This is a genomic window from Methylocaldum sp. 14B, assembly GCF_002005105.1.
Taxonomy (GTDB): Bacteria; Pseudomonadota; Gammaproteobacteria; order Methylococcales; family Methylococcaceae; genus Methylocaldum.
On the sequence record NZ_MSCV01000017.1, the window covers coordinates 99629 to 116242 of the forward strand.

At 61.1% G+C, this 16614-nt stretch carries 10 protein-coding genes; 8 read left to right on the top strand and 2 right to left on the bottom strand.

Features of this window, described 5'->3' with window-relative positions:
• Positions 1–71 precede the first annotated feature (71 nt).
• A complete protein-coding gene (locus tag B2A78_RS13920) occupies positions 72–1193 on the top strand; it encodes an AI-2E family transporter (RefSeq protein ID WP_240502533.1) in 1122 nt (373 codons plus the stop codon).
• 274 nt (positions 1194–1467) lie between these two features.
• On the opposite strand, the gene B2A78_RS13925 is transcribed toward B2A78_RS13920, so the two are convergent.
• Together B2A78_RS13925 and B2A78_RS13930 are read right to left on the bottom strand one after the other, a co-directional pair.
• A complete protein-coding gene (locus B2A78_RS13925; RefSeq protein WP_205780782.1) occupies positions 1468–2010 on the bottom strand; it encodes a MarR family transcriptional regulator in 543 nt (180 codons plus the stop codon).
• Between the two features lie 116 nt (positions 2011–2126).
• The gene (locus B2A78_RS13930; protein ID WP_077730600.1) at positions 2127–3038 is read right to left on the bottom strand and encodes a carbohydrate kinase; all 912 of its coding nucleotides are present in this window, start codon (positions 3036–3038) and stop codon (positions 2127–2129) included.
• Positions 3039–3331: 293 nt separating this feature from the next.
• Here B2A78_RS13930 and B2A78_RS13935 point away from each other — a divergent pair, with 293 nt between their 5' ends.
• From B2A78_RS13935 to B2A78_RS13965, 7 genes are all read left to right on the top strand, one after another.
• Complete coding sequence (locus tag B2A78_RS13935; RefSeq protein WP_077730601.1) at positions 3332–4507, top strand: N-acetylmuramoyl-L-alanine amidase; 1176 nt, start codon at positions 3332–3334, stop codon at positions 4505–4507.
• A 397-nt stretch (positions 4508–4904) separates the two neighbouring features.
• Positions 4905–5930: a 2-oxoglutarate and iron-dependent oxygenase domain-containing protein gene (locus tag B2A78_RS13940; RefSeq protein ID WP_077730620.1), complete on the top strand. Its 1026-nt coding sequence runs from the start codon at positions 4905–4907 to the stop codon at positions 5928–5930.
• A 441-nt stretch (positions 5931–6371) separates the two neighbouring features.
• Entirely contained in the window at positions 6372–8702 is a 2331-nt protein-coding gene (locus tag B2A78_RS13945) for a DUF3604 domain-containing protein (RefSeq protein WP_168175428.1), read from the top strand.
• Positions 8672–9661 carry a peptidyl-prolyl cis-trans isomerase gene (locus tag B2A78_RS13950; protein WP_077730603.1) on the top strand — a complete coding sequence of 330 codons (990 nt, stop codon included), beginning with the start codon at positions 8672–8674 and terminating at the stop codon, positions 9659–9661. The genes B2A78_RS13945 and B2A78_RS13950 overlap by 31 nt, the downstream gene beginning before the upstream one ends.
• Before the next feature lie 14 nt (positions 9662–9675).
• Complete coding sequence (locus B2A78_RS13955; RefSeq protein ID WP_168175429.1) at positions 9676–10656, top strand: HupE/UreJ family protein; 981 nt, start codon at positions 9676–9678, stop codon at positions 10654–10656.
• Between the two features lie 186 nt (positions 10657–10842).
• Positions 10843–11499 (top strand): hypothetical protein, encoded by a 657-nt coding sequence (locus B2A78_RS13960; protein WP_077730605.1) that lies wholly within the window; start codon positions 10843–10845, stop codon positions 11497–11499.
• 661 nt (positions 11500–12160) lie between these two features.
• Positions 12161–16614: PKD domain-containing protein (locus B2A78_RS13965; RefSeq protein ID WP_143735171.1), on the top strand; the 4454-nt coding region annotated here is incomplete at its 3' end.

Here is a 16614-nt window from a genome sequence, read left to right on the forward strand (position 1 = left end):
GGAGCCCGCAATATGCTGTCGGCAGCTCGGGATAGTACCGGTCGCCGGAGTTATAGGTATCCGCGGCTTTGATGGGAGGCGGCTCGATCGAGTTCTACGGCAAGGCCGGAATGCCGGCAAGGGACGTAATGATGGATCATGAGACCAGCGAGACACGGACTCCCAGTGGACTGCTGACCAAGCGGACGCTCATCGTCGCAGTCGCGGGTACGGCCGTCATTGCGCTGCTTCTGGCGGTTTGGCAGGTGTCGCAGATCCTCTTGCTGGTTTTCGCGAGTCTCCTCCTGGCCCTGTTCCTCCGCACGCTCGCCGAGTTCATCACCCGGCATACGCCTTTGTCCATGAACTGGTCGCTGACGGTGGTGGTCTTGATACTGCTGGGCTTGCTCGTGCTGATCCTGGCGCTGTACGGACCCGCCATCGCCGACGGTTTTTACCAGTTGTTCCAGCAGTTGCCGGCGGCGCTGGACCGGCTACGGAACACGCTCGAGCAATATCCGTGGGGAACCGCGGTGATCGATAGGCTATCCAGGGCGGGTAGTACCCTCACAGATCCCGAGCAGCTATCGAAAATCGCCGGGATTTTTTCGACCGCATTCGGCGCCTTGGGCAGCCTCTTCATCGTGATCGTGCTGGGGCTTTATTTCGCCGCTGATCCCAAGACCTACATCGACGGCACGGTTCATCTGTTTCCCAAGGGGCGCCGAGGACAGGTTTGGGAGGCATTCAACCGGATGGGGAATGCACTCCGCTGGTGGCTGATCGGGCGAATCGCAGCCATGCTCGCCGTGGGGGTGTTGATCGGCGTCGGGCTGATGGCGCTGGGAGTGCCGTTCGCGTTTATTTTGGGTCTTGTCGCCGCCGCCCTGGATTTCGTACCCAATATCGGGCCGCTGATTGCGGCCGTGCCGGCGATGATGGTCGGTCTCACCCAGGGCGGCCCGACGGTACTCTATGTAGCCATCCTCTATTTCGTGGTCCAGGGATTGGAAGGTTATCTGATCACGCCCTTCATCCAACAGAAGATCGTTTCCCTGCCGCCGGCTCTGCTGCTGACCGCCCAACTCATCATGGGCGCAAGCTTCGGCATCCTAGGACTTCTGCTCGCGCCGCCGCTGGTGGTGGTCATCATGGTGCTGGTGCAGATGCTGTATATGAGGGACGTATTGGGAGAATCCGTCGAGATGCCCTAAAGGCGTCTGGGCGGTTCGATTGTGATTTCTGTCGCAGGGGCCATTCCCCACTGCCATTAAGTTAAGAAGAGATGTCCGTCATTCCGGCAGGGAGGCCGGAATCCAGCGTCCATGGATGGCAAGCGGGCTAACATCCTTGTCCCTGGATACTGGCATCCCTGCCAGTATGACGGCTTAACTTAATGGCAGTGGGGCCATTCCCACGCATGTGGGGAACAGATCCGAATGAGGCTAGCCGCGGATCGATCGTGCGCTGTCCGGAAAATGTTTCGGTTCAGCATCCGATCTCGTTGCTGTTTTCGGCAAGCAATGCACGTTCTTCTTCGCCGATCTCCGAATCCGCCGACGGCTTGGCCTTGTTCGCCGATACGTCCATCATGCCGGCGACCCGTTGCAGGCTGGAGAGAATGAGGGTTTGCTCCCAGTCGTTCAATTGCCGGAAGGCGGCCACGAAGTTGACGTGCAGCAGCGAGGGCGCATGCCGGAGAGCGTCCCGGCCCGCATCGGTGAGGGTGATAGTCAGGCGCCGCTTGTCTTCGGCGCTGCGCTCACGCCGGATTTGGCCCTTCAGTTCCAGGCGGTCCAGGATAGACGTGATGGTTCCCTGGCTGAGGCTGACGGCCCGGCTGAGCTGGTGGGCGGTCAGCGCTCCGCGCTTTTCCAGGGCACGCAGCACCAGCAGCTGCGAGCCGGTCAGCCCGGCTTTCTGCAACTGCTTGGATTGCAAATCGAGCGCCTGTACGATGCGCCGGAGTTCCACCAGAACCTGCTCGTGAATTTCCATGGGAGCGCCGGTGAGCGGTTGAGCCTGTTTCACGCCATTGTTCCTGCCAGTCGGTGAGTGTGCGGGCTAGCGCTTCAGGCGGATGACATGCCGTCCGAAGCCGTCGACGATAGTTTTGAAGCCGGGCGCGTCCGGCTACCGTTTCGGGATTATATCTTCCATGATTCGCGCAGCCTTCGATAAAAGCTCAGATCGCGTTTGACCGCGCCCCTGACGCCGCAAATGAATCCGGCCAATTCCTGGGCCCGTTCCAGCGCGTCCTGCAAGGGCCAACGCCACATCAAGCCGACCAGCAGCGCGGCGCTGAACGCGTCTCCCGCGCCGACGGTGTCCACGACCTTTATCGACGCGTCGGGACGCACCCGAGCCGTGTTTCCGTTGGCGCAGACGGCGAATGCTCCCGATTCGCCCAGGGTCACCGCCACGTATTCCGCGTCGCAGAGGGCTCGCAAGGCTTCGGCGCGCTCTTCGGGAAGCTTGCCGGACAAGCCGTAAATATCGGTTACGGTGTCCAATTCCTGCGCGTTCAATTTAATCCAGTTCGCCCGTTCCAGCAGGGTCCACAAATGCTCGACGCTCCACCAGGGCGAACGGAGATTGACGTCGAGGAATATCGGGGGACGATGGCGCTTGATGAGATAATCGAGCGCCTGGCGCGAGACCTGATTTCTCACGGCGAGGGTGCCATGGTACAGGATGGCGCCTCCCGTCGGAAATTGAGGGACGTCGTGCGCTTCGATGAAGTCGTAGGCCCGCTCGGGTTGAATGCGGAACACGGGTTCCCCCTTCTCGATGTGCACCCGCACGGCTCCCGTCATGCGCTCGGGGTCGATTTGCACGCCCCGTTCGTCCAGATCCCAGTCGTGAAGCGCCTCGCGAACAAGTTTTCCACCCTCGTCCTCGCCGATACGGCTTATCAGCAAGGGTTGTATGCCCAGTCCCCGGAGGTGGCAGGCTACATTCAGCGGAGCCCCCCCCAGCACAACCGAGCCATCGGGAAAATGATCGAGCAGCAGTTCGCCGAAGAGGACCGGTCTCAGTGATACAGTGAATTCGGTCATGTCTACTTTGATGTCAAAATAAAATAAAGCTGAACGCCCTGTTCCGGCCGTCTAGGCTACCGGGCAAGGCGCGCTAATCAGTAGTTTTACCTATGGGAGTACGATAAATCGGGTTGACAGGTTCGTGCAAACATTTTGAAATCAAAAAATAGGGCGGGTATGTTGCACGTCTCCCGCTGCGGGAAGCGCTCCACGGCTGATTGTGGATACGGCCGACGCCTGAGCGTTTCGAATCGTTACGAAGAACAATCTCTGCTACCCGCCGAGTTAGTAAAAAATCTATTCCCGGAATCATGCCGCGATTTGTGGATAGAGCGGGCTGTTTCGTCTTGCTGATGGTCCTCGCAGCGTCGGTATCGGCCGAACCGGTCCGGCTCACGGCATTGCGAGCTGCGGATAAGGCGGATCGGGCGCGTTTGGTTTTTGAATTCACCGGTAAACCCGAATACCGGGTGATCCGCTGGGCCGAACCGAGGCGGCTGCTGGTGGATATTACCGATGCCAAGCTCGGAGTCAGCGTAAAGCAGCCGCCAGCGTCGCATCCTTTTTTGGGAAAGATCCGCACGACATCTCACAAGGAAAGGCTTCGATTGTCGGTCGACCTGAAGCGCCCGGTTTTGCACAGGGCGTTTATCAGCCCCGCCGGAAAGGGAGTCCGGCTGATCGTCGAACTGATCGAATCCGAGCCCCCCAAAGCCGGTGCCGCGACCAAAACCGCGAAGAAGACAGCACATGCGCCGGTCCGCCGAAGTTCCAGGAAGCCCAAGATCCGCGTGATCGCGATTGATGCGGGTCATGGCGGCAAGGACACCGGCGCCGTCGGTCCGGGCGGCCGTCGGGAAAAGGACGTGGTGCTGTCCATGGCCCGCAAGCTGAAAGACATGATTTACGCCGAACCTGGCATGAAGCCGGTGATGATCCGGAAGGACGACCGTTTTCTCAGTCTGCGCGAACGTCTGGTGAAAGCCCGCGAGGCGCAGGCCGACCTGTTCATATCCTTGCATGCCGATGCCTACGTGCATGGCCTGGCTCGGGGCATGTCGGTGTTCACGCTGTCCCAGCGCGGGGCCAGCAGCGAGGCCGCGCGCTGGCTGGCGGAACGGGAAAATGCGGCCGACTTGATAGGCGGCGTGAGCTTGAGGGACAAGAACGGCACCTTGGCGAAAGTGCTGCTCGACCTGTCCCAGTCCGCCACCGCCGAGGCGAGCGCGCGAGCCGCATCCGCCGTGCTGTGGGAACTGAAGAAGAGCTTCCCCATGCACCATCCGGAAGTCCAGCGGGCGGGATTCGTCGTGCTGAAATCGCCGGATATCCCGTCGATTCTGGTCGAGACCGGATTCATCACCAACCCGGAAGGCGAGAGCAAGCTCGCAGACGCCGCCCATCAGACGAAGATTTGCCGCGCGATCTTTTACGGGATTCGGCAGTTCTTCTCGGCCAAGGCGCCGACCAAGGCCAGCGGGAACTAAAGCATTCTCCGGTTTGGTGTAGCGCGTCGTGGGTGCAGTGTCCGTCGGCAAAGGATTGACGACCTACAACGGTGTCACAAGTAGGTCGGAAATCCCTTCCCGACGTAATTCCATTCGGCATTCGAGATAATATTCATCGTAGGATGGGTAGAGCGAAGCGAAACCCATCGATGGCGGGTTAGCCCCTAGTCTCCGCTCGGGACAGGCTCCGCGTAACCCACCGATTGAAGGTCGCTCGGTGGGTTACGGCGCACGCGAAGCGCAGTGATCGGCCATCGGCCGGTGCTGATGTGCGCCTAACCCACCCTACGAAAATGAATGCCTGATTGAAAGCTATTTGATGAGAGGCATACCCGCGTGTTCGGAAAAACTGCGGCAGCCGCCTCGGGAGGTTTCCATGACTCATACCCAAGCTGGATCCGAATCGGTTTCCAATCTTCCTATCATCGACGTTCACGCCCTGGTAGCGGGCACCGGCGATAAAGAGACGGTGGCGGAGCAGATCAGACATGCCTGCCTCGACATGGGCTTTTTCTACATCAAGGGCCACGGCGTCGATGAGGCGCTTCAGGACCGGCTGGAGCAGCTCAGCCGACAATTTTTTGCACAGGATCTCGAAACGAAGCAGGAGCTTCTCATGGAACGGGCCGGCCGAGCCTGGCGCGGCTATTTTCCGGTCGGAGGCGAGCTCACCTCCGGACGGCCCGACCTCAAGGAAGGTCTCTATTTCGGTGCCGAGCTCAGGGCGGACGATCCGAGAGTCCAGGCCGGCGTTCCTCTGCATGGCGCCAACCTCTTCCCCGCCAACATCCCGGAATTTCGTGAAACGGTGCTCGCGTATATGGCGGCGTTGACGCAACTCGGGCAAACCTTGATGCAGGGCATTGCGCTCAGCCTGGGGCTGGAAGCGTCCTACTTCGCCGACCGCTATACCGCCGATCCTCTGATCCTGTTCCGCATCTTCAACTATCCGCCAGGGCCGGCGAACGTGGGTACTCCGCCCAGCTGGGGCGTGGGTGAACACACCGACTATGGTCTGCTGACCATTCTCAAACAGGATGACGCCGGCGGCTTGGAAGTGAAGTCGAAGTCGGGCTGGGTCGCGGCCCCGCCTGTTCCCGGAACCTTCGTGTGCAACATCGGCGACATGCTCGATCGAATGACCGGCGGTCGCTACCGCTCCACGCCTCACCGGGTCCGTAATACCGCCGGTCGCTCCCGGCTGTCCTTTCCCTTCTTTTTCGATCCGAATTTCGATGCGGAAGTAAAACGGATCGAGAGTCCCGACTTGGAGCCCGTCATGGACGATCAAGAGTCCCGGTGGGACCGATCGAGCGTCCACGCCTTTACCGGCACCTACGGCGACTACCTGCTCAACAAGGTCGGCAAAGTCTTCCCGGCACTCGGGGGCAGCGTGATTTGAAAATGGCGTCCTAGACGTGAATGCGAGGAACATTTTTTCCTGTAAACCAACCGGCGCCGAATGCCTCACGGTCGAGTCAGCAAATGTACGGATGTTCTAGCAAAATATTGTCAACCCATAATGCCCACGACCCCGGGCGAATTCTTCTTTTTTAATGGGCTAGACAGGCACTGCCGAATATTCGGCGGGTTTTTCCTTTCAGTTCGCGTAGCAAGCCGCGCGCCCTTGCGACGTGACAGGCTAACTATTCACGTTGCCGGACGAAGTAACCAAAAGGCAAGCCAAGCTTCCTACGTCTTTGCCGCGGTGGATCTGCCGCTCTGTGTCAATGTCGCCGGCACGATTGAAGAGTTTTTCCGGAAGCCGATCATGGATGATCCGGTGCCATTGCACCCGGCTAGGAAACGCCGGATACCCGGCGGATACATGGAGGAGCTTCACATGCAAACCTGCTCTCTGTCGAAGCGCGTCACACTCGCCATTTCCTTGAACGCGGTGCTCTTGGCCTGGCCGACGGTCGGGGAAGCGTTCGAGGTCACGGAACCGGAAGCCTATCGCCCCCGTTGCGACAACTATGATCCGATGCGCCAACCCTTTTTCGGCGTGACCCATCTGCATACCGGCCTCTCTTTCGACGCGAGCATCCGTTTCGTCGACGAACAGGCCGGCAACAATCCGCGCGGAGCCTATGCGTTCGCCAGGGGCGAAAGCCCGATAACGCTCCCGAACATCATCGGAATCCAGGGTGTCGAGATTCCCGAGCTGGGTTTGCCGAACGATCTGCGCAGGCCCACCATAGACCGGCCGATCGATTGGGGCGGCGTTACCGATCATTCGGAGCACTTCGGCGAGATGGGCATCTGCAAGGACCTTCTCGGAACTCCCGACCCCGCCGACCCTGAGGGACGTTTCTCACTGGATTGCCGGATGATCAACGGGTTCTATTGGCAGCCGCTCGGAGGAGAAGTTTCGACTCCGGCCACCGCGCCGTTCAATCAATTCCAGCGGGAACTCGCCTCCAATGCGTTCACGCAGCTCACCATGATGAACCTCGGTCCGGTGAGCCAGATGACGCGGATGCCGCTTTGCGTGAACAACCCGGATGAATGCGATTCGGCGGAACTCGCGGTATGGCAGGAGCACCAGGCGGCGGCGGAGGAGTTCTACGACCGGAGCAGCCGGTGTTCGTTCACCACGTTCAACGCCTACGAGGTGACTTCCACGCCGCTGGGAACCAACTGGCATCGTAACGTCTTTTTCCGCAACGACAGGGTGGTCAGACGGCCCATTACCGCGATCGACATGGCCGTGAGGCCCAACGAGAGTCCGACTTCCGGCGGCCCCGGCGGTGTCGGGGAACCCCCCAGCTACGTGGGCAGCATCGTTCCCGACGATCCGGAGGTGTTCCCAGTCCCGCCCGGTCAATTCATCACGTTTCCGCTTCCGGAACGGCTCTGGAACGGCCTGGAGCGCGACTGCACCTTGGGGCAGAACGTTACGGACGGCCGTGGGACTCGCTGCGAGTTTCTGACCATTCCGCACAACTCCAACCTCGGCGGAGGCATGGGGCTCGTTCCTCCGATGTTTTTCACTCCGTTCAATAAAGAGGATGCGATTCGACGCGCCAAGTTCGAGCCGCTCGTGGAGATCTATCAGAACAAGGGAAGTAGTGAATGCCGTTGGGATCCTCGCTTCAAGGAAGGTGTCGACACGGCGGATGAATTCTGCAATTTCGAGCTGCTGGACACGACCTCCCTATCCGCGGCTTCGGGCGTCGGAACCAGCGGCGGATCGGCGGGAGGATTGCCGCCGTCGGCTTTCAACGAGCGCGCCTTCGTCCGCAATGTCTGGAAGGATGGACTGAAGCTGGCGGAGGAGCAATTCGAGGGGGTCAATCCCTTCAAGATGGGCGTGGTGGCGTCCTCGGATTCGCATAACGGCACCATGGGCTGGCATCCCGAGAACGAAAGGTTTCCGGGGCACCTCGGCATCGACGATGCGGTCCCCGTGCAGCGTCCCTCCACCATCCAAAACAGTTCGGGCGGCCACTCCGTGGCGTGGGCGGAGGAGAATTCGCGCGACTCCATTTTCGAGGCGCTGAAGCGCAAGGAGACTTACGGGACCAGCGGAACGCGGATCGTCCTGCGCTTCTTCGGAGGCTGGAACTTCGACAAATCCATGTGCGGCAAGGATTTCGTGCCGACCGGCTATGCCGACGGAGTCCCCATGGGCGGCGACCTCCCGCCGAGACCCTCCCGTGCCAAAGCCCCGCGGTTCATCGTGGCGGCTTGGTGGGACGATTTCATCCGGACGCCGCTGGAGCAGATCCAGATCATCAAGGGGTGGTATGACGCGGCAGGCGAGCTGCACGAGTCGGTCGTCACGGTAGCCGGCGAAAGAGGGCGTCCCAACCTCCCTCAGGCCGGCGTCACCCCCGATTGCAGTCTCAGGGGCGGAGGAGCCGAGTCGCTGTGCGCGGTGTGGGAAGACAAACAGTTCAAGCCCGACGAGCGTGCGTTTTACTACGCCCGTGTTATCGAAAAACCCGTGTGCCGCTACAGCACGCTCTGGTGTCAGAACGCTTTCGGTCTGAATCCGCTGCGCCCGCAACAGTGCAGGGATGATCTCCAAAAGCTGCAACAGGGCAACGAAATCGATCAGCTCAAGGCTCAATACGCAGCGTCGTGTTGCAGCAACCAGACGACGGCCCCCATCGTGCAACCGGCCATACAGGAGCGGGCATGGAGTTCACCCATCTGGTACACACCCTAGGTCACAGAGCTCTTCGCTCGCCGGCACTGCATTTTCTGATCATCGGAGCGGTACTGTTCGCAGCGTTCGCACCGCAAGGAAGAATGGACCCGCCCGACCGGGCTCGGCTGGTGATTCCCTCGTATCGCGTGGATCTCGCGCGCCGCGAGTTCGCGGAGGCGTACCGGCGAACGCCGACGCCGGAAGAGGACAAGCATCTCCTCGAAACGCTCGTGGACGAGGAGGTGCTTTACCAATATGCCCTGCGTTTGGGGCTCGACAAACAGCCGGTGGCGGAGCGGCGACTGGCTCAAATCGCCACTTTCGTGGAGCAGAACCCGGAGGAGGCCAAGTCGCCGGCGGAGTTGGCCGGGGAAGCCGAGGGACTCGGTCTCCACCACGGAGACGCCGTGGTCCGGCGAATCCTGATCGACGGGGCGAAGCGCCTGATCCGCGCCGCCGTGCGGGTGCGCCGGCCGACCGAGGAGATGATGGAAGCGTATTTGCAGAACAATCCCGAACCCTTCATGGTTCCCGCGATGACGCGCATCACCCAGGTTTCCGTGAACCGACTGGCGCATGGTTCGGACACCGAAGCCCGTGCTCGGGCGCTGCTCAAGAGAATGAAGCGGGGCGCCGACCCTTCGGCAGCGGCTTCCGCCTTGGGCGACAAGGCTTTCGGACCGCCGTCGCTGCCTTTGCTGACTAACAAGGATCTGGCGCGGCGTTTCGGGTACCGTTTCGTGGAAGCTCTCAGTACGGCGCCCGAAGGCGCGTGGAGCGGTCCGATACCCTCTCGCTACGGCTTTCATCTCGTTTACGTGCACGAGCGCACTCAACCGTATCTACCCCCTCTGGCGGAAGTCAAAACGCAGGTGCGACGGCGTCTTGTGGAAAAGCTTGCCGACGAATGGCTGGCTTTTCGTTTGCAGCAGCTTCGGGCCGAGTTCGACATCGTCGTGCCCGGTCGACAGTCATGATGGGAAGGCACGACATGTTTTGGCTCAGGCTTCTGTTGCCGGCGGCGATCCTGTTTTCGGTCCCGGCCGAGGCGCATTTGTTCGCCCCCGCTTTGCTCGAGCTCCAGGAGACGTCCGGGAGTCACGTGACGATACGCTGGAAACAGCCCATCATGCGGGTCATGGGCAGCGAGCTCCGTCCCGTGCTCCCCGGTGAGTGCAACGGTATCGGAAGACCGGCGGTGAAGCAGGCGGGAACGGGCATCGAAGCGAACTGGGAGATTCAATGCCCAGAGGGGCTGGTGGGCAAATCCGTGGAGGTCGAGGGCATTCCGTCGAGCAGGGCGGACGTTCTCCTCCGGATACGGCTCGCCGATGGCCGCTCCATGCGCCATGTGCTGACCGGAGACGAACCCGAGTTTACGGTTCCCGCCCGCGAAAGCAGGCTGTCGGTGTTGGGTTCGTATGCCAGGCTGGGTGTCGAGCATATTCTCACGGGTTTCGACCATTTGCTCTTCGTGCTGGGCCTGACGCTATTGGTCGGCGGCGGCAGAAAGCTGCTTTGGACCATCACGGCGTTTACCCTGGGACACAGCGTTACCCTCGGGCTCGCCGTTCTGGGCTTCGTCAAGCTTCCGCCCGCGCCGATCGAAGCGGGGATCGCCTTCAGCATCTACGTGCTCGCCGTGGAACTGGCAAGGCCGGGAGAGACCGGCCTGCTGCGGGCCTATCCCTGGCCCATGGCCGGACTGTTCGGACTCCTCCACGGGCTCGGGTTTGCCGGGGCGCTGTCGGAAGCCGGCCTGCCCGAAGGCGAAATTCCCTTGGCCTTATTCTCCTTCAACGTGGGGATCGAACTCGGTCAGATCGCATTCGTCGTTCTTGTGCTCTTCATGTGGAGGTTCTTGCGGAAAATGCCGCTCGCCCGGCACTCGTTTGCGCGGCTGATGCCCGCCTACGCCATCGGTTCCCTCGCCGCGTTCTGGCTTCTCGATCGAAGCTGGGCGGCCGTATAGATCAGGATGAAGCAATACAGCATCTGTCGTCGATGATTCTCCGACAAAAATATCGTGTTCGACCCCAAAACCATGGCAGGAGCATAACGGACAGCAAGCGTATTACGGTTATGGAATACCGCGCTTCGTTCTTCTACCATGTCCGCCTGCTCTCCTAACCCCGTGACGCAGGCTAACGAGGCGCATATGAAAGTTTTTCAGCCAGAATTCCGACTCTATGCGCTATTGGTTTGCACGGCACTCGTGACCGCTTGCACCAGCCCAGGTTACAACGATAATCCGTCGCAGCAGATGACCAACGCCCGGATCGGCTGCCTGGCCTCCACAGACTTTTTCGCTGTCTATTTCAGCGTGCATCTCCAACCGCCCGACGAAAACCAGGATGCGAGATTAACGAAAGAGCTGTTCCGCTCGTACTGCCAAGATATACCAACACCCGGCAAGGTGTTTTTTACAGCGGATCTGGTGGGTAACGAACCGAGGAGCATGCCTATCGGCATCCGGATCGTCGAACAGGAGTTTACGGGCGGCGATGAAAGCGATGCTGAAAACTTCAAGGATCTGCGCACCATATCGGAGGTTCTCGCCAAAACTTATTCCAAAGGTGTCATCGAATCGCATTTTGACCTTGATACGAATGGGTATTACGCGATCTACTTGATCAAGGGTGGAACAGATGCCGTTCCGGAACAAGACACATTGAGAATCCCGCTCAATGTCGGCGCCGACTCCGGCGTAAAACGCTTGACGACACGAATCGTAAGCCTGTTCGGTATCGCATCGGGCCTAGCGCTGATTGGCTTTGCGGCTTCTCGATTTCGGCGAAGGCGCAAGATTCTTTAGATAGCCGTCCGCGGCTTTTCTTGAACGATGGATCGAAAGACGCGTTATTGATTTTGCAACACGGGTAACGACAATACCTATTAACGTTAATGACGCGATCAACATCAGGTCTTCTCCCACGCATCTGGACGATTCTCCTAGAAACGGCTGTTGACCGCTTAGAAGGAGTAGAAAAGCCGTATAAATTCTGACCGTCCTACCTTCTACCGATCTCACCGTTTGGTGAAGCCGCTACGCACCCGATTGCACGGCTGGCGGGCCACCCTGGCGACGTTGCTCCTTCTTGTGGGGGCGGCCCCACGGCGTCGTCGCGCCTCGAGCATTTTCATACCGACTGTACGGGCATTCGCGAGTAGGTCGGGGAATCCATTCCCAACGGTTTCGTTGGGCCAACGGGTTCGTCGGCAAAGGATTGCCGACCTACAACTGCGTCACCAAGTAGGTCGGGAATCCCTTCCCGACGTAACGGGCTGATTCAGCCACCGATCAGCCGCAATCTCCCTTGCAACAAGGGCTCGCCCTTCATGTAAGCCTACGCTCACAAAAAGATCCGCCGAGGCTTACAAGCTCTTGGCTTCAACTTCGAAAATGTGTCACTAAACTGTGACAGGATCGACGTGCGCGTCGAACAAGGCCGAGAAAAAACAAAAGGGGAATACGGATGGGGATCGAGCGGCTGTCTCAGTTTAGGGCGGGATTCGTGCTGAGCTTGTGTCTCGCGTTCTGCGGACTGCTTCTCTGGGGAACGCTGACGGTCGCCACCGAAGGGAAGGGCGGATCATCATCTTCCGTCTTCACCATCGGTTCGTACAAGGAAGTCGGCAAAAAGATCCACCGCCGGAAGAATCTCTTCGAGCATACCTATCGGGCAAGCCTCACTTCGACCGCCGCGGTGGACGCGTACCGCGTCAGTGCGCGGCTCGTCAGCCGCGATTCCCGTATCGTGGTGATCGACGGCGATCTCGCGTTCGGCCATGTGCCGGCCGGTGCCACCGTCGTCAGCCGCGACACCTTCACCATTCAAAAGCCTGCCAATGTCAAATTCCGCCCCTCGCTGCTGGAGTGGCGCTTCGGTCATGACTCGCGCCCAGTGGCGGAGGCCGGCCCGGATCAAACCGCCCCGGTGGGCACGACCGTCTACCTGGACGGCAGCACCTCCAGCGACGGCGACGGCGATCCTCTCACTTTTCGATGGACCTTTACCGAAAAACCCAACGGCAGCACCGCGATCCTGTCGGATCGCACCGCGGTGAATCCGACGTTCACGATCGACAAGCCAGGCACCTACACGGTCCAACTCGTGGTTGATGACGGGCAACTGGCGAGCGTCCCGGATACCGTCACCGTCAGCACGGTCAACAGTGCCCCGGTGGCCAATGCCGGTCCCGACCAAACTGCCCCGGTAGGCACGACCGTCCGCCTGGATGGCAGCGCCTCCAGCGATGTGGACGGCGATCCGCTGAGCTATCAGTGGACCCTCACTCTGGCGCCCGACGGCAGCGCCGCGCATCTGTCCGATCCCAACTCGGCCACGCCCGCTTTCACGCTGGACCGGCCCGGCTACTATTCGGCGCAATTGGTCGTCGACGATGGACTGGCCAGCAGCGAACCCGATTTTGTCTCGATCGCCATTCTCAATTCAAAACCTGTCGCCGAGGCGGGCCCCGATCAAAGCGTCTACGTCGGCGACGCCGTCACCTTGAACGGCAGCGGTTCCACCGATCTGGACGGCGACCGCTTGACTTACCGCTGGGCCTTGATCAATCAACCGGAGGGCAGCGCCGCGGCCCTGTCCGACTCCGCGGCGATTCAACCCGTTTTCGCCGTGGACCGGCCCGGCGCGTACGTGGTCCAGCTCATCGTCAACGACGGATCCGCCGACAGCGACCCGGATACGGTCGTCATTACCACCCTCAACAGCCGACCCATTGCGGCCGCGGGTCCGGACCAGGGCGTGCCGGTCGGCACCTTGGTCCAACTCGACGGGGCGGGTTCGCTTGATGCGGACGGCGACGTTCTCAGCTATCACTGGTCCCTGACGTCGGTGCCCGACGGCAGCACCGCCGCACTTGCCGCCCCGGACTCGCCAACCCCGACCTTCACCGTCGACCGGCCGGGTCCCTATGTCGCCCAGCTCATCGTCCACGACGGCCAGCTCGACAGCGTGCCCGATACGGTGACCGTCAGCACCGTCAACAGCCGGCCCGTCGCGAATGCCGGCCCCGACCAGGCCGCGATCGCCGGCACCACGATCCACCTGAATGGCGCCGGGTCCAGCGATCCGGACGGCGACATCTTGAGCTACCAATGGGCCTTGGTGAGCACGCCCGACGGCAGCCAAGCGCTGTTGAGCGATCCGCTCGCACCCGCGACGACCTTCCTGGCGGACCGCCCCGGCGATTACGTGGCCCAGTTGATCGTCCAGGACGGGCAGCTCCCGAGCGATCCCGATACCGCGCTGATCCAGGTGGCGCTACCGCCCAATGTGGCGCCGGCGATCACCTCCGCCCCGGTGACCCAGGCGACGGTCGGCCAGAGCTATGTTTACGACGTGGAGGCCACCGATGCCAACGGTGATGTCCTGGTTTTCAGCCTGGGCGCGATCCTGGCCGGGATGAGTGTCGATTCCGTTACCGGTCTGATCCAGTGGACGCCGACGGCGGAAGGGACGTATGCCGTCACTGTCACCGTCCATGACGGGCGGGGCGGTGTGGCCAGCCAGAGCTTCGAGATTGTGGTCAGTGGCGGCACCAGCGGGAATTTGCCGCCCGATCCCGCCCAAGTGGCTCCGCCCTTGGATCCGACCGTCGCCACCCCGGTGGCCGATGCAACAAAATTCCTCTACACCGGCTCCAACCCGATCCAGACCGGTGTCGCCGAGGGCACGATCGAGCCCAAACGCGCCGCCGTGCTCCGCGGGACCGTGCGGGACAAGACCAACGCCCCCTTGCCGGGCGTGACCGTCACCGTCAAGGACCACCCCGAGTTCGGCCAAACGCTGAGCCGCGCCGATGGACAATTCGACCTCGCGGTCAACGGCGGGGGCCTATTGACCCTCAACTACAGCAAACCCGGTTTCCTCCCCGCCCAGCGGCAACTCAATGCGCCGTGGCAGGACTTCGCCGTGTCCGAGGACATCGTGCTGATCCCGCTCGACCCCGAGGTCAGCACCATCGATTTGGCGGACACCACCCAGCCCTTCCAGGTCGCGCAAGGCAGCGTCATGACCGATGCCGACGGCAGCCGCCAGGCCACCGTGCTGTTCCCACAGGGCACCCAAGCCGTGCTGACCCTGCCGGACGGCACCCAGCAGCCGCTCAGCGCACTGCATGTGCGCGCCACCGAATACACGGTGGGCGAGAACGGCCCCAAGACCATGCCGGGTCCCCTGCCGCCGACCTCCGGGTATACCTATGCAGTGGAACTCTCGGCGGACGAGGCCATCGCCGCGGGCGCGAAGACGGTCCGCTTCAACCAGCCGGTGCCGGTCTATGTCGACAATTTCCTCGACTTCCCGGTGGGCGAAACCGTCCCCGCCGGCTGGTACGACCGCGACAAGGCGGCCTGGATGCCGTCGGACAACGGCAAGGTAATCCAGATCCTGGCCGTCGCTGATGGCCTCGCCGGTCTCGACACCAACGGCGACACCATCGAAGACGCTGCCGCGACGCTGGCCGCTCTCGGGATCACCGACGCCGAGCGCGCTCGGCTGGCCCAGCTCTACCCGGCGGGCAAGAGCCTCTGGCGCGTGCCGGTGACGCACTTCACGCCGTGGGATTTCAACTGGCCCTATGGCCCGCCCGCCGATGCCACCGCGCCGCCCGCGCCGGATGAGACGAAGAACAAGACGCCGCCCGACAAAGACAGCGACGACTGCACGGGCTGCAGCATCAACCCGCAGGCGCAGACGGTGGGCGAGGAGCTTCCGATCACCGGCACGCCTTACACGTTGCATTATCGGAGCCAGCGCGCCCTAGGGTATAAACCGAACAAGGTCATCGACATCTCCTTGGCCGGCGCTAGCGTCCCGGCCAGTCTCAAGAGCATCGAGCTTGCCGTTTACGTCGCCGGGCGCACCTTCACCCAAACGTTTCCGGCAGCCCCGAATCAGTCCTACCGCTTCGAATGGGATGGCCTCGATGCCTACGGCCGTGCCGTGACTGGCTCGCGTCAAGCGACGGTTACGCTGCTGTATCGCTACGACATTGTGTATTACGCCGCCCGCCCTGATTTTAAGCAAAGCTTCGCTTTCGCCAGCGCCTCGACCGGCACGGGCAGCGCTGCCCAGATCGTTGGACAGCGCGGCGCTACCACGATCACGGCGCAGCGCACTTGGTCCATGCAATTGACCGGGAATGGCCTGGGAGCACAATCGGTGGGTGAATGGAGTCTCGACATTCACCACGCTTATGATGCTACCTCCTGGATACTGTGGCTTGGGACGGGGCAGCGACAGGACACGCAAGAGATTGGTATCGATCACGTTATTTCGACCATAGCGGGAACCGGTGAAACCGGATACACCAGTGATGGTATACCGGCAGTGCGAACAATCCTCTACACGCCTTCCGGCGTCGCATCTGCACCCGATGGAAGCATATACATCGCCGACACTGACTATAATCGCATCCGCCGCATTGGACCGGATGGCATCATCACGACCATCGCGGGAACGGGCGCCCCTGGTTCCCCTGTGTTTGGCGGACAACTGGCAAAGAACGCGAAACTGAATCATCCCAATGATATAGCCATCGGCGCTGACGGCAGCGTTTACGTCGCCGCTACTGAGAACCACAGCGTTTATCACATCCTGCCAAATGGCATCATCTATAGGTTCGCAGGCTTGGGATACGCCAGCATTAGCGTTGAGAACCAACCTGCTTCGCTGTCGGGACTTCGTTCTCCTCGCGATGTTGCCATTGGGCATGACGGCAGCATTTATGTGGCCGATACCGGGAACAACCGCATTTGTCGCGTCGGACCGGACGGTCTCATGAGGACTTTTGCTCAATCTGTCACTTCCCCTTCTGGTATTGCCATTGGGCATGATGGCAGCGTTTTTGTGGCCGATACCGGGAACAACCGCATTCGCCGCATTGGACCTGACGGCATCAA